Source organism: Pseudomonas sp. BF-B-26 (genome assembly GCF_019956495.1).
Taxonomy (GTDB): Bacteria; Pseudomonadota; Gammaproteobacteria; order Pseudomonadales; family Pseudomonadaceae; genus Aquipseudomonas.
Window position 1 is genome coordinate 56151 of sequence record NZ_JAHBDP010000070.1, and the last position, 24219, is coordinate 80369.

The 24219-nt window shown below is 60.9% G+C and carries 13 protein-coding genes; 7 read left to right on the plus strand and 6 right to left on the minus strand.

Features of this window, described 5'->3' with window-relative positions:
* The first annotated feature begins 10 nt into the window (after positions 1 to 10).
* The 5 genes from KGB03_RS13925 (at position 11) to KGB03_RS13945 (ending at position 7173) form a co-directional block, all read left to right on the plus strand.
* Positions 11 to 2125 carry a glycosyl transferase family protein gene (locus tag KGB03_RS13925; RefSeq protein WP_223527303.1) on the plus strand — a complete coding sequence of 705 codons (2115 nt, stop codon included), beginning with the start codon at positions 11 to 13 and terminating at the stop codon, positions 2123 to 2125.
* Entirely contained in the window at positions 2122 to 4665 is a 2544-nt protein-coding gene (locus KGB03_RS13930; protein ID WP_223527304.1) for a bacteriophage N4 adsorption protein A, read from the plus strand. Before KGB03_RS13925 ends, KGB03_RS13930 begins: the two co-directional genes overlap by 4 nt.
* Positions 4666 to 4673: 8 nt before the next feature.
* Entirely contained in the window at positions 4674 to 5327 is a 654-nt protein-coding gene (locus KGB03_RS13935) for an alginate O-acetyltransferase AlgF (RefSeq protein ID WP_111451660.1), read from the plus strand.
* Positions 5324 to 6313: an alginate O-acetyltransferase AlgX-related protein gene (locus KGB03_RS13940; protein ID WP_223527305.1), complete on the plus strand. Its 990-nt coding sequence runs from the start codon at positions 5324 to 5326 to the stop codon at positions 6311 to 6313. Before KGB03_RS13935 ends, KGB03_RS13940 begins: the two co-directional genes overlap by 4 nt.
* Before the next feature lie 77 nt (positions 6314 to 6390).
* Complete coding sequence (locus KGB03_RS13945; protein ID WP_411740312.1) at positions 6391 to 7173, plus strand: hypothetical protein; 783 nt, start codon at positions 6391 to 6393, stop codon at positions 7171 to 7173.
* 19 nt (positions 7174 to 7192) lie between these two features.
* On the opposite strand, the gene KGB03_RS13950 is transcribed toward KGB03_RS13945, so the two are convergent.
* A complete protein-coding gene (locus KGB03_RS13950) occupies positions 7193 to 7363 on the minus strand; it encodes a hypothetical protein (RefSeq protein ID WP_317851230.1) in 171 nt (56 codons plus the stop codon).
* 17 nt (positions 7364 to 7380) lie between these two features.
* Entirely contained in the window at positions 7381 to 7803 is a 423-nt protein-coding gene (locus KGB03_RS13955) for a hypothetical protein (RefSeq protein ID WP_223527307.1), read from the minus strand.
* 90 nt (positions 7804 to 7893) lie between these two features.
* Between KGB03_RS13955 and KGB03_RS13960 the strand changes: the two genes are divergently transcribed.
* Positions 7894 to 12720 (plus strand): glycosyl hydrolase family 28-related protein, encoded by a 4827-nt coding sequence (locus tag KGB03_RS13960; protein WP_223527308.1) that lies wholly within the window; start codon positions 7894 to 7896, stop codon positions 12718 to 12720.
* A gap of 873 nt (positions 12721 to 13593) precedes the next feature.
* Here KGB03_RS13960 and KGB03_RS13965 read toward each other — a convergent pair.
* From KGB03_RS13965 to KGB03_RS13975, 3 genes are read right to left on the minus strand one after another with little or no spacing between them, the layout of a single operon-like run.
* The gene (locus KGB03_RS13965; protein ID WP_218534945.1) at positions 13594 to 14943 is read right to left on the minus strand and encodes a TolC family outer membrane protein; all 1350 of its coding nucleotides are present in this window, start codon (positions 14941 to 14943) and stop codon (positions 13594 to 13596) included.
* A 2-nt stretch (positions 14944 to 14945) separates the two neighbouring features.
* The gene (locus KGB03_RS13970) at positions 14946 to 16298 is read right to left on the minus strand and encodes an HlyD family type I secretion periplasmic adaptor subunit (RefSeq protein WP_192409309.1); all 1353 of its coding nucleotides are present in this window, start codon (positions 16296 to 16298) and stop codon (positions 14946 to 14948) included.
* Positions 16291 to 18012: a type I secretion system permease/ATPase gene (locus KGB03_RS13975; RefSeq protein WP_223527309.1), complete on the minus strand. Its 1722-nt coding sequence runs from the start codon at positions 18010 to 18012 to the stop codon at positions 16291 to 16293. Before KGB03_RS13975 ends, KGB03_RS13970 begins: the two co-directional genes overlap by 8 nt.
* Positions 18013 to 18542: 530 nt before the next feature.
* On the opposite strand from KGB03_RS13975, the gene KGB03_RS13980 reads away from it, so the two are divergent.
* Positions 18543 to 23150 (plus strand): DUF5801 repeats-in-toxin domain-containing protein, encoded by a 4608-nt coding sequence (locus tag KGB03_RS13980; RefSeq protein WP_223527310.1) that lies wholly within the window; start codon positions 18543 to 18545, stop codon positions 23148 to 23150.
* A 144-nt stretch (positions 23151 to 23294) separates the two neighbouring features.
* On the opposite strand, the gene KGB03_RS13985 is transcribed toward KGB03_RS13980, so the two are convergent.
* Complete coding sequence (locus KGB03_RS13985; RefSeq protein WP_218534950.1) at positions 23295 to 24038, minus strand: LuxR C-terminal-related transcriptional regulator; 744 nt, start codon at positions 24036 to 24038, stop codon at positions 23295 to 23297.
* Positions 24039 to 24219 lie beyond the last annotated feature (181 nt).

Below are 24219 nucleotides of genomic sequence, written 5' to 3' on the forward strand. Positions count from 1 at the left end.
GAACCTTCCGATGACGTCGCTTTATTGGCCCTATTGGCTGGCCCACTACTACAGCTTCCTGGAAATCTCGACCATCGTGATCGCGGTGCTGATCCTGATCTCCAGCCTGGACGATTTGTTCATTGACCTGTGGTACTGGTCTCGCCGCCTGTTTCGCAAGTTCACCGTGGATCGCAAATACCGGCCGCTGACCGCCGAGCAACTGATGGCCCGGGATGAACAGCCGTTGGCGATCATGGTCCCGGCCTGGCTGGAATATGACGTCATCGCACCGATGATCGAGAACATGGTGTCGACCCTGGATTACCAGAACTATGTGGTCTTCGTCGGCACCTACATCAATGACCAGCGCACCATCGATGAAGTGGAACGCATGCGTCGGCGCTACAAGCAGCTGCATCGCGTGGAAGTCCCGCATGCCGGGCCGACCTGCAAGGCCGACTGCCTGAACTGGGTGATCCAGGCGATCTTCCTGCATGAGAAAACCCACGGCATGACCTTCGCCGGCGTCGTATTGCACGACAGCGAGGACGTACTGCACCCGCTGGAATTGCGGTTGTTCAATTACTTGCTGCCGCGCAAGGACATGATTCAGCTGCCCGTGGTTTCGCTGGAACGCAACTGGTACGAATGGGTGGCGGGCACCTACATGGACGAATTCGCCGAATGGCATGGCAAGGATTTGGTCGTGCGTGAAAGCATGACCGACACGGTGCCGTCTGCCGGGGTTGGCACCTGTTTCTCCCACCGTGCCCTGCGAGTGCTGGCCGGGGAAACCCAGAACCAGCCGTTCAACACGGACAGCCTCACCGAGGACTATGACGTCGGCGCACGCCTGGCCAAGGTCGGCATGAACGCGATCTTTGTGCGCTTTCCGGTGCAGTTTCGCGTGCTGCGTAAATCCTGGTTTCGCAAACCTTACGAGTCGACCCTGAAGATGCCGTTGTGCGTGCGGGAATTCTTTCCCGACACATTCCGTACCGCATTCCGCCAGAAAGCCCGCTGGACGCTGGGCATCGGCCTGCAAGGCTGGGAGCAAATGGGCTGGAACGGTTCGCTGGCCAATCGGTATCTGCTGTTTCGTGACCGCAAGGGCGTGGTGACGGCGTTCGTCAGCATCATCGCCTACGTGATTCTGGTGCAGCTGCTGGGCCTGGTCATCCTGCGCCAGAGTGGCCTGTGGGATGTGAGTTTCCCGACGCCGTTTGAAACCAACGGCTTCATCAAATACCTGCTGCTGGCGAACGGTATCGCGCTGGCCTGGCGTATCGCGCACCGCTGCTATTTCACCACCGTGTTGTACGGCTGGCAGCATGGATTGCTGTCCATCCCGCGCATGGTGGTGGGCAACTTTGTCAACTTCATGGCTGCATCACGCGCCTGGCGCATGTTCATCGTCGGCAAGGTAATGAACCGCAAACTGGTGTGGGACAAGACCATGCACGACTTCCCGTCCACTGACCTGGTTGCCTTCGCACCGCGCAAGTTGGGCAGCGTATTGCTGTCCTGGCAGGCTATCAACGAAACCGACCTGCAAAGCGCTCTCCACGAACAGAAAACCCGGCACATGCCATTGGGACGGATCTTGCTCAGCAATGGCTGGCTGGACGACGAGACACTGGCGGAAGCCATCGCCTTCCAGAACGATCTGCCGCGGGTGTTCGATGTGGCCAACAAGGCACAGGCGTCGACCCCTACCCTGGACGATGAATTCGCTCTGCGCTGGCGCGTGGTGCCGGTCGGCTTGAATGCCGACGGCCGAGCACAACTTGCTGTGGCCAGCCCGTTGCCGGCCGAAGGTCTGCAACAAGTCAGCGAGGCACTGGGCAGCGAACCGGTGCAGCTGATTGCCCGGGAAAGCGAAATCGTCGCGCAGTTACGTCAACTGAACGTGCGCGAAGGCCAGTCCGTGCCTGATGCCCGCGCGCCACTGCTGGGTGACTTATTGATCGAAATGGGCCTGCTGGATCGCGACGTATTCAATCGCGCCATGTTGCAGTACCGCCCGCAGCGTCACGGACGCATCGGCGACTATCTGGTCGACAGCGGCGTGCTGCCCCGCTCCACCATCGAAAAGGCCGTGGCGCGTCAGCACAGCCACTACCCTGAGGAGCTTCCGGCATGAAACGCCCCTTCCTGTCGCTCATGGCCACGGGGCTAAGCCTGTTACCTGGGCTTGCTCTTGCCGAGACGTTGCCGCTGCCATTGACCGGCCCGGCCTATGTCACCGCCAACGAGGCCTACAGCGCCTACGCGCGCAAAGATTACGACCTGGCCATCGCCAAGGCCCGCGAAGCCTTGCGTCAGCGGGCAGACATCACCCGTTTGAACACCTTGATTGTGCTGGCTCAGCGCGACAAGGAACTGCGTGATCATCCCAAACGCTACCCCCAATCGCGTCAGGCCCCAGGCTTCGGCGCCGCGGCCCAGGCGTTCAAGGCCTACGATCGCGATGACTTCGGCACGGCTGCCCAGGCCTCACGCAAAGCCATCGCCCAAGCGCCCAAACGCATGGATTACCGATTGCTGCTGATCGAGTCCTTGCAGCGCCAGCAGCACTTGCAAGAAGCGGATCAAGCCACCACCCAGGCGCTTGTGGTGTTCCCGGATGACGATACCTTGCTGATGCGTCGCGAAGCGATTCGTCGTCAATTGGCCGCTCCGCTGGCGGTTGAGGGTTATCGTGCCCTGGAGCAAGGCCAGGTGTCCCTGGCCGTGGACCAGGCCAGAAAAGCCGTCGCCTGGGCTCCGGAAATCGGCGCCAATCAGCAACTGCTGATCAGTTCCCTGCTCGCGGCCAAGGATTATCCAGGGGCCGAACAGGCCGCGTCAGGCGCTTTGGTGCAAGACGATGGGGAAATCGCTCCGTGGATTCTGCGCAGCTACGCCCGTGATCGTCAGGGTAAAACCCAGGCCGCCCAGGCTGACCTGAATCACGCCCTGGCCATCGATGGTTTGCTGGAAGCGGAAAACCGCGACATTCGCTTCTTCGCCGCCGATGCCGCACTGGCCCACGGCGAGCCTCAGCAAGCGCTCGATCATCTGCAGCCATTGGCCGACGATGAAGGCGGTGAAGTGGCCCGCCGACGCACCAATGCCCGCTTGGCGTTGCGGCAGAAAAACAACGGTGCGAACGTTATTGCCCACTTCCCTGCTCCGGCCTTGAACTGTCAGGAAACGGCTTTCGGCCTGGTCTGTGATATCTGGCCGGGCAACCAGCGTGATGGCGGAACCGACATGGCCGGCCAAGCCTACGCGGCCCTGGCCCGAAAAGACGCCGCTTCGGCGGTTACCCTGGCGAACGAAGCCATTGTCCGCGCACCACAAAATCCGGCGTACCGCCGACTGCTGGTCAGCGCCTTGAGTGATCAGAAACGTGTGCCCGAAGCCATCGCGGCAGCCAGCGAAGGTCTCAAGTTCACGGGCGATGACGCTCGTCTGCTCGCCCAGCGCGGCCGTCTGCGTCAGCAATCGGGTGACGATGCCGGGGCGCGCAGGGACTTTACCCAGGCACTGGCACTGGCCAGCCTTCCCGCCTACGAAGAAGCCAGTCTGTATGCCGCCATCGGCCAGCGCCGAACCGCGCGCGAACGGTTGCAACAAGCGCGGGACACGGGCGAGCTGGAATCGATGAGCGACCTGCAGATCGCTTATTTGTCGGTCCAGGCCGGCGACGATGACGGTGCCCACACGTCCTTCCGCAAGGCCGATGCCGACACCCGACTCACGCCGACAGCAACGCAGGATGCGGCGTACACCGCCATGCGGGTCAATGACGACGAACAAGCCGTCACCTACTTCAAGCGAGTCATCGACGCAAAAAATGCCGGTGAACTCGACATGTCCCCGCAGCAGCTGTTCGACACCCGTCGCGCAGTGGCCGATGTGTCGCGCACTTGGGGATTGACCAACACCACCAGTTATCGCGGCAACAGTTCGAGCAGTGGCCTGAGCTCAGCCCCGAGTAGCGGCAGCAACAGCAATGACAGCATGCAAAACAGCACCGAGCTTTCCTGGCGTCCCTTGGGCTATCGCAACGCACGTTTTGTCGAACTCTACGGACGCATCACCGACACGCTGTGGAGCAAGAACGGCGATTCGGATACCGGTTTCGATGCGCTGCAAGGTGCCGTGGGTGTCCGGATCAAACCCTTCACATCGCTGAACGTGATGGCCGCCGTCGAGCGTACATTCCCCTTGGGATCGTCGGACGTCGACGGTGACTGGCTGGTGCGTCTGGGCTACGGCTCAAGCATCGGCACCGATCTGCGGGTGGATGCCTCCAGCTGGTGGACCTCGCAGTTGTTCGCTGAAGCCGGTCATTACGTCAACGACTCGCGTGACTACTTCAACAGCGAATGGCAGGTGGGTCGCAGCTACGCCATCGGCGGCACAGGCTCGCGCTGGGTGAGTTTCCCCCACGTCGTGGCCGCGTTCGACTACGACTCCAAGATGAACAGCAAGACGGACACCGACGGCAGCACGGACTCATCATCGGGCAAGGCCGGCGGCGTTGGTATCGGTAACAACGTCCGATACTGGTTCCGCGAAGATGCGTACAACGCCCCCCGCTCCTATGTGGACTTTTCTTTGCAGTACCGCGTGAAGGTGCTGGGTGATGACCGCGCTGAAGGCGTGTTCGCTCGCCTGACTTATTCCTATTGAGGACTTGCATGAACGTTCGAATGTGTTTGTGGCTAGGTCTTGGCCTGGTCCCGATGTGGGCACAGGCCGCCCCTGAAATCGCCCAGCTGTATGCGCCAAAACTGCCCGAGGGTTCCGCCTGGGTGAGAGTGGTCAATCCCGGTGATACCGCCATGCAGGTCCAGGTGGGCCAAGGCCCGGGTTTTGCCCTTGCCGCACAGACCGCAGTGGCCAGTCCCTTTCAGGTCGTGGACTCGCGACAGCCTTTGCACGTGACCGTCAATGGTCGCGAGATAAAAGGCCTCAGCGCACCAAAAAGTGCGTGGGTCACGCTGATTCTCGACAGCGACCCGGCACGGGCGCCACGCCTGGTCATCGACCCGCCGCTGCGCGGTAAAGACCTGCGCGCCGAACTCAATGTCTACAACCTGGCCAACGGTTGCGACAAGGCCGAGGTCAAACTCGCCAACGGTGCTCCTGTGTTCAACCAGCTGCCGTTCAACGGACAAGCCCAGCGCACGATCAACCCGGTGCAGGCGACGCTGGTTGCCAGCTGCAATGAGAATGCGAGCCTGCCGTTGAAGCTGGCGCCCTTCAAGGCCGGGGATCGTTATAGCCTGTTCCTGATCGGCTCCCGCCAGGCTCCACGGCTGATTGGCCTTGTCGACCAGACCGCCCCATGAACCTTCATTCCAGACCCGAACGTTTTATCCGTCGATTGTCGATGCCCGCCATGATCGCGGGCCTGCTGTCGAGCCTGTCAGGCACCGGCGTTCAAGCAGCCTCGGCGGTGATCACCGGCAACGATGGCTGGTTATTCCCGGCCTGGGAAAGCCTGAGCAAGGTCGACAACAGCGGTACTGCCCGCAGCATTGCCCTGGTCAGGGAACTCCAGCAGCAACTTCAACGCCAACACATTGGGCTGGTCGTGCTGGTGGTGCCGATGAAAGCGCCGTTTTATGCTCAGCGCTTGCCCGTCGATCAACCCTTGAGCGTGGCCGTGATGCAGCGTTATGACCACCTGCAAAACGACTTGACCCAAGCAGGTCTGACCACGCTGAACATCAAGCCAATCCTGCACCGGACCGAGCAAGGCAAACAGACCGCGTTTTACCGCGCCGACTATCACTGGACAGCCTGGAGCGCCGAAAACACCGCAGACGCCACGGCGCAACTGATTACCGAGCGCTATCGCCTGCAAGGTGACCCCGGTGGTGGCGCGGCGCTGGGCCAATGGTTCGACAGACGCGCGTTCGGCGATCTGGCCAGTAATTTTCTGCCGGCGATCAAGCGCAAAGCGATTGGTCGCGACATCTACACCGTTCGCCATCAGGCCGAAAACGACTTGCTGATCGACGATGCGCCGGCACCGGTCCAAGTGATCGGCAACAGCTTTGTCCAGCCTTACCTGGGGTTTACGCAGAAGCTCTCAAATGCCTTGGACCGTCCCGTCGCATTGACCTGGAACCCCGGCGACGTCGGTCCGTGGGCTACGCTGCTGCAATACCTGGAGTCGTCGGATTTTGCCGAACACAAGCCGCAAGTGATCGTCTGGCAATTCAACGAGGGCCAGTTCCACCTTGGCCCTGATGCGGCAGCCAACTGGAACGCCAAAGGCGTCACCTCACTGAACCAATGGCATCAACGTCTCCAAAAGGCACTTCCGTGAACATTTTCGGCTACACCGCCAGTCGCGCGACCGTTTTGGCTCTGTTGTTTGCCGTCATCGTCGGCGCAGGCACCAGCATGCTCTACGTGACGAAAACCAAGGCTCTGGCCCCGGGGATTGTCGGCATCGTCTGGCAGCCGGACAACAAGACCGTCGGTATCAGCGGACACTGGGAAAAACTGGGAGCGCGTGAGCTGCTGGTGCAATGGACCGTTGTCGACGATCAGGCCTTCGTTCCCGGTACTGGCCTGCCCGCCGTACCGGTGCTGCCCGATTGGGCGCGCATCGCCAAGGCACCCTGGGCGCAGGATGTGATCCTGGGACTGGCGGGTTATTTCAGCGAGAACCGCTCACGGGACAACATCGAACAGCTGGCCGCCGTCTCGGAACGGATCGCCAAATTGCCTACGCCGTTACACGTGACCGGCTGGTATTTCCCGGCTGAAGTCGACCCCAGCTGGACCCGTGCCAAAGAACTGCCCGCGCTGCTGGCCAAGCTGCCGCGACCGTTGTGGATCAGCGTTTATGACGGTGCCAATATCGGCCCCGTCGCCACCGCCGAATGGCTCAAGCAATGGCTGCCGGATGACATCGGCGTGTTCTTCCAGGACGGTGTCGGCGTGTACGCCCGCACTGCCCCGGTCGCGCGAACCTACGCCGACGCCCTGAGCCAGCGCCTGGGCAAAGATCGTGTGCGGATCATCGTCGAAGCCTTCCGCCCCAACTTTGGCGGCGGCTTCCGCTCTGCGACCGCTGCCGAGCTCAAACCGCAACTGGCGGCCTATGATGGATATCCGCTCTACCTGTTCGACGGGCCGCACTACGTGACGCCAGCGTTGGTCGAGCAACTGGTGCAGTAAAGCGTGCGCCGCTGACGTGTCAACTTTCAGTGAAAGCGCTTTCGGCCAGCGTTCGCAGCCCTGAATGCTTCGCGTGGACGCCAATCAGGTGTCCAATCGCCTGCGCATCCATAGGCCGGCTCAAGAAATACCCTTGAACCTCATCGCACCGGGCATCCTGCAAGGCCTGAAGTTGCTCGATCGTTTCCACCCCCTCCGCCGTGACTGTCAGCGACAGTGCCCTGCCCAGCCCGACAAGAGAAGGCCATCAAAGACATGCGGGTCAGGGAAAGATTGGAGGTTTGCTTCTGCGGCAGACGGGCAAGTGGCTTGCTTTTCATAGGGCTTCCAGGCGGTACAACGACTACAGGCCTTATCGGCCTGACTGTCGATGCCTTGACCCGCTATCGCCTTCAACCGCTCAACGGTCGGGTCTTGCGAGACAAGCCAACCCTGAAGGTTCAGCTCACTTTTTCTGACTCTGTTTGCGGCGGCCGGGCTTTCGAGCGCGACGCCGGTAACCGCGGAACCTGTGGGAGCGGGATTGTTCGCTAGCTGAATGAGCGTCAACAGAACGTTATTTTCTCGAAACACCGCATAACCACTGATCAGTTTGTTCGGTTTTTTGACACTTCCCCGATGTGCGGTCACAACTTTTGCGCTCCGCTAGGTCATAACACGGTGGCTGTCGATGGAATATTGGCATCTTTCTAAGTTTTAGGCTGATACGGAGATAAGCTCATGATTTTTAACGTACAAAATTTTGGCGCCAAAGGAGATGGCATCACCGACGACACGGCGGCGATACAAAGTGCCATTGATGCAGCGGCAGCCGCAGGTGGGGGGCAGGTGTATATGCCGACCGGAACTTATATCGTTTCGGGAGGTGTGGAACCCTCCGACGGCTGCTTGATGCTCAAGAGCAACGTCTACCTGTACGGCGATGGCATGGGCGCAACCACTGTCAAAGTGGCTGACGGCTCCGACACCAAGATCACGGGGGTCATCCGCTCCGCCTATGGTGAGGAAACCCATGACTTTGGCGTCAGCAACCTCACCATCGACGGCAACCGTGATCACACCACGGGCAAGATCGACGGTTGGTTCAACGGCTACATTCCCGGCCAGGCAGGCTACGACTCCAACGTCACTCTCGACAGCGTCGAGATCAAGGATTGCTCCGGGTACGGTTTCGACCCCCACGAGCAGACCGTCAACATGGTCATCAAGAACAGCGTGTCCCACGGCAATGGCCTGGACGGCTTCGTTGCTGACTTCCTCAGCGACAGCACCTTCGAAAACAACGTCGCTTATGACAATGACCGCCACGGTTTCAACGTCGTTACCAGCACCCACGACTTCACCATGACCAACAACGTCGCCTACGACAACGGCGGCAATGGCATCGTGGTGCAGCGCGGCAGCGAGGACATTCCCTCGCCCAGCAACATCACCATCACCGGTGGTGAGGTGTACGGCAACGGCGCCGAAGGGGTGCTGATCAAAATGTCCAGCGAGGTGACGGTCAGCGGCGTTGATATCCACGACAACACCAGCGCCGGGATCCGCATCTACGGCAGCAACCACGTCGAGATCATCGACAACACGCTCAGCAACAACTCCCTGGGCAACCCCGTACCGGAAATCATCATCCAGTCCTACAACGACACCCTGGGCGTGTCCGGCAAGTACTTCAACGGCAGCGATAACACGATCCAGGGCAACATCATCACCGGCAGCAACCTGTCGACCTACGGTGTTGCAGAGCGCAATGAAGACGGCACCGATCGCAACGCCATCATCGGCAACACCATCAGCCACACCAGCAACGGTGCCACGCTGGTCTATGGCGACGGCAGCTACGTCAGTGCCACGGTGCCGATGACCACCGTGCAAGGTACGGCTGGCAACGACACCCTGCTGGGCGGTGCCGCCAGCGAGATTTTCTATGGCGTTGGCGGCAACGACACCATCAATGGCGGTGCCGGTGGCGACATTCTGGTGGGCGGCGCGGGCATCGACAAACTCACCGGCGGTACCGGTGCCGATACGTTCCGGTTCGTCGCTCAGTCCGACAGTTACCGCAACGCAACCGCAAGCTTCGATGACACCATCACCGACTTCGACGTCACCCAGGACAAGATCGACCTCGCCGGCCTCGGTTTCACCGGCCTGGGCAACGGCCGTGGCGGCACCCTGCAGGTCAGCTACAGTGCCAGCAACGACCGCACCTACATCAAGGACTACGATGCCGACGCCAGCGGCAATCGCTTCGAGTTGATTCTCTCGGGCAACCTGGCCAGCACCCTGACCGCCAGCAATTTCATCTTCAATCGTGTGATCACCGGCACCAGCGGCAGCGACTCGCTTTTGGGTAGCGACTCGGCCGACACCCTGCTCGGCCTGGCGGGCAACGACAGCCTCAGTGGCGGCGCGGGTGACGACAAGCTCGACGGCGGTGCCGGCATGGACTCCCTCACCGGCGGCACTGGCGCGGACATCTTTGCGTTCTCCAATCGCCTGGACAGTTACCGCAACTACAACACCGGCGGTGCCAATCTTAGCGACGTGATCACCGATTTCGATATCACCGCCGACAAGATCGACCTCTCGGCCATTGGATTCACCGGCCTGGGAGATGGCAAGAACAACACCGTGTACGTGGTGCTCAACAGTGCCGGCACCAAGACTTACATCAAGTCCCTGACCGCCGACGCCAATGGCAACCGCTTCGAAGTGACACTGGACGGCAACTACCTCAACAAGCTGACCAGTGCCAATTTCGTCTTCGCCACTTCGCCAACGGTCAACCATGCGCCGGTGGTGGCAACGGCGTTGCTGGATCAGAACGCGACCGAAAACACCCCGTTCAACTACGCGGTGCCGGCCACCAGTTTTACCGATCCGGATAACGACAGCCTCAGCTACACCGCGACCCTGGCCGATGGTAGCGCCCTGCCCGCCTGGCTGAGCTTCAATGCCACCAACCTGACCTTCACCGGTACGCCGACCAGCACCGCCTCCGGCAATTACAACGTGCTGGTCAAAGCCACGGACCCGGCCGGTGCATCGGTCAGCGATAGCTTCGCCCTGGCGGTGGCCGACACGCCCGCCAACACCATCACCGGCACCAACAACGCCGAAACCCTCAATGGCACAGCGGGTGCAGACCTGATCCTCGGCCTCGGTGGCAACGACACAATCAAGGCCGGCACTGGCGCGGACATTGTCGACGGTGGCGCCGGACGCGACTCGCTGTACGGCGGCGACGGTGCCGACACCTTCCGCTACACCAACTTACTCGACAGCTACCGCGACTACGACACCGGTGGTGTCACGGCCACCGACACGATTTATGATTTCACCGTTGGCGTCGACAAGATCGATGTTTCGGGCCTTGGCATTCTCGGCCTCGGCGATGGCAGTAATGGCACGTTGTACATGACCCTAAACGCGGCCGGCGACAAGACTTACATCAAATCCGCCGAGACCGACGCCGATGGCAATCGCTTCGAAATCGCCCTCAGCGGCAACTACCTCAACACCCTGACCGCCAGCGATTTCGTGTTCGGCGAGCGCGCCCAGCAGGACATCCTCTACCTGCCCGTCCTCGGCCAATCCAATGCACGCCTGCTGCGCATGACGGAGGATGACAATCAGTCCGGCACCTCGATGCTGGTCAACGACCTGGACCGCTACACAACCTATGACGTGCGCAGCCAGTTCAACGACGCGGATGGCAACGGCATCGACATCGCGGTGGGCGGCAGCACGGTCACTGGCCTGTCGACACTCAGCGCCGAGGAACTCAAGTTGTGCTGGTGGCTGACCGACACCAACCAACCCGGGCCTGCGTTGTTGCGCGCCGTGACGCTGCTGCGGGACCAGCTCACCGAACTGCAATCCATAGACAACGTCACCATGGGCATCATTTGGGGCCAGGGTGAGGAAGCCGCCCAGGAGATCGGCCGCGCCACGGACAAGGCAGCGGCAGCAGCGGCCTACAAGGCCGCGACCCTGAAGGTGTTTGATTACCTGCATACCCAGTTCGGCAGCTTCAGCGTGTACCTGATGGAAACCGGTCACTACGAGCAGGACGCAGCGCGTATCCGTGGTTATTCGGAGGAGAAGATTGCCTCCATCGTCGAGGGGGTTGGCTATGTCCGCGCCGCCCAGGAAGCCATCGCTGCCGAGCGCTCCGACGTAAAGCTGGCGGTGGACTACACCGACCTCCCCTTGCGCCACGAAGTCGATCCGCAGGCGTATCCCGACGACGTCTGGCACCTGCACGAGGAGTCAGCGGAGATCGTCGGCCAGCGCCTGGCCGACTACATTGCCGGTGACCTCGGCTTCCAGGGCAACCCTAACGACAACAACAGCGTGCAGGACATTTTCGACAACGCTCATAACATGATTTCCGGCACCGACCAGGCCGATACCCTGGTGGGCACTTTGGGCAACGACACGATCGATGGTCACCTGGGCGCCGACACCATGACCGGTGGCGATGGCAACGACATCTATGTGGTCGATAACGCGTCCGACCGCGTCGTGGAAACCAACACCTCGACCTCGCAGATCGATACGGTGCAGGCCTCGGTCAGCTGGACCCTGGGTGCCAATCTCGAGAACCTGGTGCTCACCGGCACGTCGGACATCAACGGTACCGGCAATGAGCGGCAAAATTTCATCACCGGCAATGCCGCCAATAACGTGCTCAATGGTGCTGCAGGGGCCGACAGCATGAGCGGCGGCGATGGCAACGACACCTACTATGTCGACAACGCCGACGACATCGTGATCGAGACCAACAGCAATGCAGTGCCTGGAGGGATCGACAGCGTGCACAGCAGCCTGGCGGCCCATACTCTCGCCAACAACGTCGAGCGTCTGTATATCGATAGCACTGGCGCCGCCAATGGCACGGGCAACGCGCTGGACAACACGCTGTTCGCCGGAGCCGGCAACAACGTGCTGGACGGACGCGATGGCAACGACACAGTGTCTTTTGAACGCGCCCTGTCCGGGGTTACCGTAAACCTCTCGACGTCAGCGCAACAAAACACCGTGGGCTCCGGGCTCGACACCTTGAAATTCTTCGAAAACCTGACGGGAAGCGCCTACGCCGACAGTCTGTCGGGCAACAGCGCCGCGAACGTTCTGAACGGTGGTGCGGGCAACGATACGTTGGTGGGTGGTTCGGGCGATGACCGGCTGATCGGTGGTGCAGGCACCGACAACCTCACCGGCGGCACTGGCGCGGACACCTACGCGTTTGGTGCGTTGTCGGACATGGGCGTCGGGGCTTTGCGCGATGTGGTCAACGGTTTCAAGACCACCGAGGGTGATCATCTGGACTTCACCGGCCTGGACGCCAACCCGCTGACCGCCAATATCGACGCCTTCACGTTCATCGGCAGCAACGCCTTCGACCCTGCCAACGCCACCGGCCAACTGCGCTTTGCCGATGGCATTCTCTCCGGCAGTGTCAACGCCGACGCCACCCCCGAGTTCGAATTCGAACTGGTGGGCGTCAAGGAGCTGCACGCCAGCGACTTTACAGCCTGACGTTGTGGGAGCGAGCCTGCTCGCGATGACGGCGGCACATTCAGCATTGCTGCAGGCTGACCCACCGCTTTCGCGAGCAAGCCCGCTCCCACAGGGGACTGGCAGTGCCACAAAAATCGAGGACAACCACAGATCAAATGTGGGAGCGGGCTTGCCCGCGAAGGCGGCGGCACATTCAGCACTGATGCAAGCTGACCCACCGCTTTCGCGAGCAAGCCCGCTCCCACAGGGGATTTGCAGTGCCACGAAAATCCAAGACAACCGCAGATCAAATGTGGGAGCGGGCTTGCCGCGAAGGCGTCGGCACATTCAGCATTGATGCAAGCTGAACCACCGCTTTCGCGAGCAAGCCCGCTCCCACAGGGGATTTGCAGTGCCACGAAAATCCAAGACAACCACAGATCAACTGTGGGAGCGGGCTTGCCCGCGAAGGCGTCGGCACATTCAGCATTGATGCAGGCTGATCCACCGCTTTCGCGAGCAAGCCCGCTCCCACAGGGGGATTTGCAGTGCCACAAAAATCGAGGACAACCGCAGATCAAATGTGGGAGCGAGCCTGCTCGCGATGACGGCGGCACATTCAGCATTGCTGCAGGCTGACCCACCGCTATCGCGAGCAGGCTCACTCCCACAGGGGACTGGCAGTGCCACGAAAATCGAGGACAACCACAGATCAAATGTGGGAGCGGGCTTGCTCGCGAAGACGGCGGCACATTCAGCACTGATGCAAGCTGAACCACCGCTATCGCGAGCAGGCTCACTCCTACAGGGGATTTACTGTGCCTGAAAAATCGAGGACAGCCACAGATCAAATGTGTGTGGACCTGCTCGGCACATAGGCATCAGTCTTGAACCTGGTCACGACCCCGCCGCTCAGAACAGGTTCTGCACCTGCTCCAGGACGCCGCGGCTCATCTGGCCGGTGTGGGTGTGCAGGCTGACATAGCTTTGAAGCATGTCGAGTTTGGTGTTGAGCAGGTCTCGGCGGGCCTGGAACACCCGCTGCTGTGCATCAAGAATATCCACCGTGGAACGCACTCCACCCTGAAAGCCTTTTTCCGTCGAGGTCAGGGCCCGCTGATTGGACTCCACCGCCCGCTGCATCGCCTTGCTCTTGGTGAACCCGGCCACGACGCCCAGATAATCGGCTTCGATGTCCTCGGCCAACTGTTGACGCTGCACATCGTAGTCGGACTGGGCACCGGCCAGTTGCGCTTCGGCCTTCGCCACCGAGGCGCGTACCGCCCCGCCGCGATACAACGGAATATCCAGCTGCACCCCCACGTAATAGCTGTCCTGGCGCGGATCGAGTTCCTGGTACTGACGGGTTTCCCGGCGGGTTAGCTGGGTGGTCAGCGACAAGGTCGGATAATGCCCGGCGCGTTGACTGTCGGCTTGCGCCTCGGCGACTTTCACCGCTGCCAGCCGGGCTGCCAGCTCGGGGCTGGCGTCACGGGCAACCGCCGTCCAGTACGGCAAATCCTGCTCCGGCGGGATCGGGCTACCGGCGGCGAGTTCTTCGCGCATCGGCTGGATGTCATCGATGGGCACGCTGGCGCGACCGGACAATGCCCGCAACGCGGCCACGCGGCGGGCCTGGGCTTCAGTCTCCTGGGCTTCGACAAGATCGAGCCGCGCCTGGGCCTCATCAATATCGGTGATCGCACCTTGGCCGCCCTGATAAAGCTTTTTGCTCTGCGTCACCAATCCACTGATGGCAGCCTTTTGCTGGGCGATCAACTTGATCTCGTTTTCAGCCCGGGCGACGTCGAAGTAGCCTTTGGCGACCCGGTCGTACAGGGTCTGGCCGGCAACGTCGAATAGCTGGTTACCCAACTGCCCCCGCGCCTTGCCCTCCTGATACGCCGCCCAGCGCCCCTTGTCATACAGCGGTTGTTGCGCCGCCAGGGTGACGTTGTTTGCCTGGTAATCATTACTGTTGACGTAGCTGCGGTCGTCGCCGCCATCGATACGCCCACCGTAGCCGTAGCGCGACGTCAACGACACTTGCGGATAGAGGCCCCCGCGGCCAATCGCCTCTTCCTGCTTCGAAGCATCAAAGGCATGGGCCGCCGATTGCACGGTCGGGTCATTGGCGCGCGAGGCGTCGTACGCCGCGGTCAGGCTCAGGCCTTTTTCGGCGGCCCATACGGGATTGATCGCGGCCCAACTGATATACAAACCCAGCAACGCACGGGAGCGATAGCGACAACGATCGGTCATGCTCATTCCTCTTTGAAGGCTGCAAGCAAGCGTTCACGCAAAGGTTTCATCAGGTAATTCATCAAGGTGCGCTCCCCCGTCACCACCGTGACATCGGCGAGCATGCCGGGGCGCACCAGCAGGCCGGCGGCCTGGAGCGAGGCGACAGTGTCGGCGGGGATTTCGACCTTGGCGGAAAAGTACGGCTGGTGCGTCTGTTCATTGATCAACTGGTCCGCCGACACCGTAGTCACCGTACCGGTGACCGTCGGCGTATCCACCCGTTGCAGCGCGGTGAAGTGCACATGCACCGGCAGCCCCGGGCGCAACTTATTGGCCATCAGCGGCTCAAAACGCGCGGTGATCGCCATCGGCGCATCCAGCGGCACCACCTGCATCAGGGTTTGGCCGGCCTGCGCAACCCCCCCGACTGTATGAAGGCTCACGTCCATGACCTGCCCGGACACCGGCGCACGGATCGCACCGTTGTCGACTTCAAACTGCAAGGCACGAATCTGATCGGCATAACCTGCCGCCTCGGCAGAAACCTCGCTGAGCTGGGTTTCAGCATCGCGGCGAAATTCCTGCTGCGCCTGCAAGGCCTTGAGGCGACTTTCGTTGATCGCCTGGCGGGTCCTGCCCACATCGCCCACCCCGGAGGCAATCTGCCCGGCCAATTGGGCTGCGTTGCGCTCGGCCTCGAAAAGTTTATTGCGCGGAACGTAGCCTTCACGGGCCAAATCACGCAGGCCTTCCAGCTCCTGCTGCTGGAAGCGCATCTGCGTGTCGTAGTTGCGCTTGACGCCTTCGTAGCCGAGCAATTGCTGCTGCAATGCCACGGCTTCGTGTTCGATGATCTGCAAACGGCTGCCCAGCTCTGCGCGGCGAGTCAGAAACAACTGGCTCTGCAAGGCCATGGCGGCCTTGACCCGCGGCTCATCGGCATGTTCCAGCAGTTCAGCGGGCCATTGGATCTCGGCCGAGCCCAGGCGCTCGGCAATCAACCGCGCTTCGACGCTGCGATCGTTGAGCAACTTGCCCAGCGTCACGTCGCGTTGCGACTGCGCCTGCACCGTATTGAGCTGCACCAGCAACTGCCCCTGGCTGACGCGGTCGCCATCGCTGACCAGCAGCTTTTCCACCACCCCACCGACCAACGACTGCACAGCCTTGCGTTCGCCCGCCACCACCACGGTGCCGCTGCCCACGACACCCTGGTCGAGCGGCGCCAGGCAGGCCCATAGCAGGAAGCCGCCCAGCGTCAGGACCAGGAAACCCACACCATAGCGTGCCGCGCCTCCGGCGTCGGTACTGGCGCAGGGCAATGTTGTGGCGCTGCGCACGCTCAGCCTCTGCTCAGGGGTCAGATCATGCATCTTCGCCAGTCTCCTTGACCGCGGCCGGTCTTGGCCCCGGCATCAATGCCTTGAGCACCTGGTCCCGTGAACCGAATGCTTGTTGAGTGCCGTCCTTGAGCACCAGGATGTAATCGACCACGGCCAGCACATTAGGCCGGTGGGTAATCAGCACCACGGTGCTGCCAGCAGCCTTGATCGCAGTGATGGCCTGCACCAGCGCCAGCTCTCCGGCTTCATCGAGGTTTGAGTTGGGCTCATCGAGCACAATCAGCGACGGGCGCCCATAGAGTGCGCGAGCCAGCCCGAGGCGTTGCTTTTGTCCACCGGACAAGCCAAGCCCGCCGGGGCCCAGAGGTGTGTCGTAACCCTTGGGGAACCTCAGGATCATCTCGTGAATGCCGGCGTGACGCCCGGCGGCGATGATCTTGTCGGCATCCTGCTCGCCGAAGCGGGCAATGTTGTCGGCCACACTGCCGTCGAACAGCTCGATGTCCTGGGGCAGGTATCCAAGGTGCGGACCCAGAGCGTCGTGGGACCATTGACTGATCTCGGCGTCGTCCAGGCGCACCGACCCGCCCAACGCCGGCCATACCCCGACCATCGCCCTGGCCAGCGTTGATTTACCACTGGCGCTGGGGCCGACGACGGCGAGCACATCACCTTTGGCCAGGCTGAAATGGATGCCGCGCAGGATCGGTTGCGAGGCGCCGGGCGGGCCGACATACAACTGCTCCAAACGCACTGCGCCGGTGGGCGGTGGCAAAGGCATGCGCAGGCGCTCGCGCGGATGCTCGGCCAGCAGTTGGCTCAGGCGCTGGTAGCTCTGGCGGCCGGAGTTGAATTGCTTCCACGAGCCAATGGCGATTTCCACGGGCGCCAGGGCGCGCCCCAGCAGCAGCGACATCGCAATCATCATGCCCGCCGACAATTGGCCTTCTAGCACCAGCAACGCCCCCAGGCCCAGGGCCAGAGACTGTCCGGAGATGCGCACGAAACGGGTCATCGAAGTGATACGCGCGCCGCGGTCGCTGGCATGGGCCTGGGCGGCAATGATGCGTTGCTGCAGCAGGCTCCAACGCTGGCGCAACGGCCCGAGCATGCCCAGGGCCTGGATGACTTCGGCATTGTGCAACGTGCTGTTTACATAGATCGACGACTGCACGCCCAGGCGATTGGCTTCGCCCAAACGCGTGCGAGTCGCCAACTCGCCCCACAGCGCCAGACCGATCAGCACCAGGGCCAGAACCAGCGTCAGCACGCCGAACCAGGGATGAAAGATGAACGCCACCAGCAGGAAAATTGGCAACCACGGCGCATCGAGCAAGGCGATCAGGCCCTGGCCGGTGATCAACTGCCGCAACGTCGCCAGATCGGTGAGTACCTGCGCCGGGTTGGCGTTGTGCTCGCGCAGACTGCGGGCGAAGGCGGCGTCGAAAATCCGCTCGCCCAAGGCATCGTCCAGCCCCGCGCTCATGCGAATCATCACCTCACCGCGTACCCACTCGATCAGGGCGCTGAACATGAACAGTCCCAGGGCGATCAAGGTGAGCATGAACAAGGTGGTTTCGTTGCGACTGGTGAGGACCCGGTCGTACACCTGCATCATGTAGAGCGACGGCACCAGCACCAGCAGGTTGATCACCCCACTGAACAGGGCCAGCGACCAAAACACCCGGCGATAGCTTAATAAAGCGGCATCAATGTCATGACGCGGATCGAGAAGCAAACCCATAGAGTGACGCCCGCAAAAGAAATAGTCGGTCCAAGACGCAATCCATCGCTGGTTTTTTGCCCTAAGGCTTTAGAGAAAACACTAAACGCAACCTGATGTGCCGCTATCAGAGACGATCCTCGTCGCTACAGGCGCCATTTACTGACCGCGCAACCACGGGTTAGTGCCGGTTCGATGGGCGGGGTTTGCATGTGGGTGACGGGCGGGGATGTTGCACAGCAAGTGGACGAGCGCTTCGGCAAGCAGGATGTCGTGTACCTCCGTCAAAAAAAGCTGCCCCCGACCCGGCCACCTGAGCCGACTCAAATTCTGCTGGACGCGCTGGAGGTTAAAGCCCGGGCGGCTTTGAGCACCGGCAGTACGTCCTCATTCCTCATCCCGTTGCTCCTCTCCCAAGTAGTCTGAAACTCCCACCCCGCCTGGGAGTATCGGCCGATGCGCAATCCCCGGCGCTTACACATAGTTGCAAGCTATAGCAGTACAAAGTCTACGGTCAGGCCTCGATGGCCCTAGTTGCTCTGGAGAAAATCATGGCTAATCAAAAGAAAAACTCATCGCTAACAAGCAACCAGGCCGATAACACCGGTGCCGATCCGTTACCCATCAGCCATGGCGTCAACGCAAACGACGCCCCCCCATATTCTCCGACCGTCACCACCAACCTGAGCGACTACGCGCCTGGCAGCACCGCCACCATTACGGCCAGCGGCTTCGCCGCCGGCAGCACAGTGATGCTCGAAGTGGAACACGCCACCGGCGCCGGCGCGGATAACCTATGGGGCACGCCCGACGACGTGCTCGATACCGACACCGGCGAGGGACACGAGCCCTGGTATGTGACCGATGGCGGTGCCGGCGATCTTGACGGCCAAGTCAACGGCAGCGTCACGACCTCGTGGTACGTGAATCCAGACGACTCGGCTGGTGCGACGTTTCTGCTCACCGCGGCCTCTTCGGGTGACGATCGTGTGTTCGGTACGAGTGACGACACAGTGGCGACAACGTCATTTACGGACAGCGGTCTGAGCGTCGTGGCCACCAGCGCGAACGTTACGCTGGACGAAACGGCCGGGTTGCAGAACGCCGCCGCCACGCCAAGCCCTGCGGGAGACGCTGACGACAACGACATTCTGGTGACCTCCCTGCCCTCGACCTTCTCTGCCCGATTGACTGCACTGGGTGCCGGTACCGCAACGGGTGCAGCGTTGAGTGGCTATACCGGTGCCGTGGGCAACACGGGCAGCAATGCGTTCACCGTCACCGCTGACCCCGGAGCCAGCATTACCAATATCAGCTTCGTCGACAGCGCTGGTGCACCGCTCAATGGCCTGGACAGTGGACTGGATACCCTCAATGGCACCAGCATCTTTCTCTATACGGATGCGAACAACGACAACATCGTTCTGGGCCGAGCCGGTGGCTCGACCGGCGCGATCGTGTTCGCGGCCTATATCGAAGAAACCGGATCGCCGGTTTCGGGCGGCAAGATCTGGACCGTGGAGTATCAACCGCTTAAGCATCCAGATACTACGAACGCCGATGATTCGCTCAATCTGCTGAATAAGGTGTTCATCGGAGCCAGTCAGGACCTGGAGTTCAGTCTGGCCGGTGTGCCCTCCGGTGCGAACCTGTTCCTGATGTTCACGAAGGCGAACCCGACAGTTGTCGATGTTGCGGGTGTCTTGCGGATCACGGATCCCACCATCATCGCCACTGGCAAGGACCCCGCAGACGAGTCAAGCGGCGCCAATATAAACACTGGCGACACGATCATCACCAGCCAGGCGGCCAACCCGACCACCTTCGGCACCAACAACCAGATGATTACGGAACAGGAAGGCATCCGTTTTTCATTCGTCACGGGTGCCAGGCAGGATGTGACCATTCCCAACCTGAGTCCGACCGAAGCAGATGTTGAGTCCAACATCGACTTTACCGACGTCTTCAATGCGAAGATGGCCAGTTTCGACGTCGTGCAGTTGCAAAGCGGCAAGAGTGCCGTGGTAAAAGTCAGTGCATTCACTACCGCTGCTGAACCTGGCGTGAATTTCATCAACGGCTATGCGGGTGATACGTCAATTGCCATCACCAATGTTCGCGTCTTCAATAGCGCCGGGGTGGTGATCGAGAATTCAAACGGATCGGTGAATGATCCGGCCATTGGTATCACCTTATCCGGTGGGGTTGCTACCATCACCGGCGTTTTGGCCGGGTACCAGATTGAATACACCACAGCGTCGGATCACAACCGCGTGCTCGTCGAGAACGGGGCAGCCCTCGACGCCAAGGGTAATAACCACGCCGATTTTGATGTGGGTGGCTTCACATTGGTCCAAGCCTCTATTTCGAAAACTGAAATCGGCTCCAAGATGCTGTTCGAGGACGACGGGCCGAGCATCAGCACCACCGGCACCGAGCCGACGCTGACAGTGGACGAGACCGTCCTGGCGACTAATGCCACGCAGAACTTTGCCGCCAACTTCACCTCGGCGTTTGGCGCCGATGGCGCGGGCACGCTGACCTATGCGCTCGGCGTGGTGGCGGGTGCCTCCGGGCTGGTGGACACGGCCACGAATGAGGCAGTGAACCTGTCGCTCAACGGCACAGTGGTGGAAGGACGTACGGCCACGACCAACCTGTTGGTGTTCACGGTCAGCGTGGCCGCCAATGGCGACGTCACGCTCGACCAAATACGGGCGGTGGTGCATCCCGATGCCAGCAATCCTGATGATTCGAAGAGCCTGACGGCGGACAACCTGGTGACGCTGACGGCGATCAAGACCGATGGGGATGGAGACAGCGCTCAGGCGGCCCTCAACATCGGCCAGAACCTGGTGTTCAAGGACGACGGGCCGAGCATCAGCACCACCGGCACCGAGCCGACACTGACGGTGGACGAGACCGTCCTGGCGACCAACGCCACGCAGAACTTTGCCGCCAACTTCAACTCATCGTTTGGCGCCGATGGGGCCGGCACGCTGACCTATGCACTGGGCGTGGTGGCGGGTGCCTCCGGGCTGGTGGACACGGCCACGAATCAGGCAGTGAACCTGTCGCTCAACGGCACAGTGGTGGAAGGACGTACGGCCACGACCAACCTGTTGGTGTTCACGGTCAGCGTGGCCGCCAATGGCGATGTCACGCTCGATCAGCTCCGCGCGGTGGTGCATCCCGACACCACCAATCCCGATGATTCGAAGAGCCTGACGGCGGACAATCTGGTGACGCTGACAGCGACCATAACCGACAAGGACGGCGACAGCGCCCATGCCGCCCTCAACATCGGGTCGAACCTGGTGTTCAAGGACGACGGGCCAAGCATCAGCACCACTGGCACCGAGCCAACGCTGACGGTGGACGAGACCGTCCTGGCGACCAACGACACCAAGAACTTTGCCGCCAACTTCAGCTCGGCGTTTGGCGCTGATGGCGCCGGCACGCTGACCTATGCACTGGGCGTGGTGGCGGGTGCCTCCGGGCTGGTGGACACGGCCTCGGGCCAGGCGGTGAACCTGTCACTCAACGGTGGCGTGGTGGAAGGCCGCACGGCCTCCTCCAACCTGTTGGTGTTCACGGCCACCTTGGCCGCCAACGGCGACGTCACGCTCGACCAGCTCCGAGCGGTGGTGCATCCCGACGCCAGCAATCCCGATGACTCGAAGACTCTGTCGGCGGACAATCTGATAACGCTGACGGCGACCAAGACCGATAGAGACGGTGACAGCGCCCAGGCGACGCTCAACATCGGGCAGAACCTGGTGTTCGAGGACGACGGCCCATCACTCGCGTTCGGCAACCTGATCGGAACCGGTAGCGTCCTTCCACAATACGGGTTCTGGGACAAGGCGGCAGGTGCCGACGGGCTGGGTGCAGCCGGTCTGGATATTTCGTTGGTGAATGACCAGTTCACTCTCGTCAGGCCAGACAACACGACCACGACCGGGACCGGCACGCTCACCGAGCAGTCGCCCTCACCGGACGCCAATGGCGCGTACCATTTCGCCGGGACGTTGACCGGCGATTTCGACAATAACGCCTCCACGGCAAATACCAGCGTCGACTACACGCTGACCGCCTATGACAATGGCAGCTATACGCTGGATTTGGTGCAAGGCTTCAGTTCGACGATCGTCCAAAGCACTAACGACGGCTCGCTCGGTGCCGGCGGCCCGGATCCCGTGCGCACATTGTTAATCCCGGCGCAGGATCCGCCGACTATCCCTTCGCCATCTGAGGAGATTGTCTTTTTTGGTGTTAACGCGACCACTAGCTCAAGCGACATATTTTCCGCCATCGGACTGGGAGCGCACGACCTCACCGAAACGCAAATAGAAGCCGGCGGGTTTACATTCATCGGCACCGCGAACATGAACGTCAGCACGTCCGGCATCGGCATTGCCAACAACAACCTGGATGGCAACGGGACGGCAGGCATCAATGCCGGTGACGAGAGTTTCGTCATCAATCCCGAGACCTTGTTGACGGGCATGAAAGTTTTCATCGACAACTCGGTGCAGGGGTACAACCCGGCAACGGAGGAGCTGTACTACAAGATCTTCTACGATGACGGCACGACTTCGGCTCAGACGAAGGTGCTTGCCGCTGATCTGACCTCGGAGGCTGGAGGAAAGACGTCCTTCGTCATCGATACAGCGGACCCGAAACTCATTGATGCGGTTCAACTCACGATGGGCCTGGGCGTGATCAAGATCCCGACGATCGAGTTCATTCAGGAGACCGAGAACCTGGCCAGCGATGTCAAGCTGACGTTCAACGCGACGCTGACGGACAAGGATGGGGACTCGGCGACGAGTACGTTTGACGCCAACCTGTTCGCCAACGACTTGGCCGGCGCACAGTTCGACTTCACCCTGATTGGCACGGGCGGTGAGCGTGATGCCTTCAACGTCGATTTGTCAGCCACTGCGAACCGGTATCAGGTCACCGGCTTCGATGCGAGCGCAAACCTGCGAGACACGCTGGTGCTCAACGGCGATCAGAACTCCGTTGTCCAATCGATCGACAACTCCGGCGCAGACAGCATCGTGACGATTGCCGAAACTGGCGGACAAGTCACGACCATCACCTTGGTCGGGGTCGATCTTCTGAGTACCGACATTGTTCATGGCAGTGCCTGATACAGCGAGCGCGTGAAAGGATGCGAGGGTGGCGAAAACCACCCTCGCATTGTTTTTTGCAGTTCCAATATGAGATCCGCGCGGATCGCATCCGTGGTGAACTCTCGAGCACCACAAGGCTTAAAGAACGTGGCGGGGTATCAGTCAGAGCGTCTTGTTTTGACGTGAAGCCAAATCCATTTCCACCCACGTGGACTCGGGTGGTTTTTCGTTGTTGGTGAGCCCGTGCTTCAGCGCATACATCAGCAAGTCGATGCGGTTGATGAGATTGAGCTTTTGATAAATGTTGCTGAGGTGGTTGTGCACAGTGTGCTCGCTGATGCCCAGACGCCCGGCGATGCTCATGTATTTGGCGGACGGATCCCCTACGATGGCGCGAATCAGTTCTCTCTCGCGTAGCGTCAGCCGTGCCTGTTTCGCCTGCTCCAGATTGCATTTCAAGTGTATATGTCCGGTCGCGGCATAGCCGGAAAGCCCACCGGCCCAGGCTCTATCCAGTCCGACGTCGCGGTGGTGGACCGTGATGATGGCCTGGATGATCGATTCCGTCGGGTCTTCCGCCAGCACGATGCCGCGTGCGCCCGCCTCTATTGCCTGGGCAACGGGGACGGCTTCGTACAGGCCCTTGAGCACCAGTAACTTCATTTCGGCGCTGCGGGTGAGCTCCGCGACGACCTCCAGCGGGTTCAGCGCATCTGGAAAGAAACTGAAAAAAATGACATTGGGACGCAACTGATCGGCAAGATCCAGCGCATTGGTATAGGTGGTGGCCTGGCCGCTCACTTCCATCTGAGGTTTCCTGGCATTGATCAAGTCGTGAAGCCCCATGAGAACGAGGGGACGACAATCGATCAGCATCACGCGTATTGGTTTTCTGTGGGTCGTCATTACTTTACTGACTCCCTTGAAAAATGAACCGTGACCTCCATCCACTGGCCTTCCTGGATCAGCAACTCGCTCACTTCGTCACCGTGATCGAAGACAGAGACAATAGGAATAACAATCAACAGCTTGCACATGTGGATGTGCTCCCTCGAACCGCTGAACTGAGTTTAGGCCAGCCCAGCGC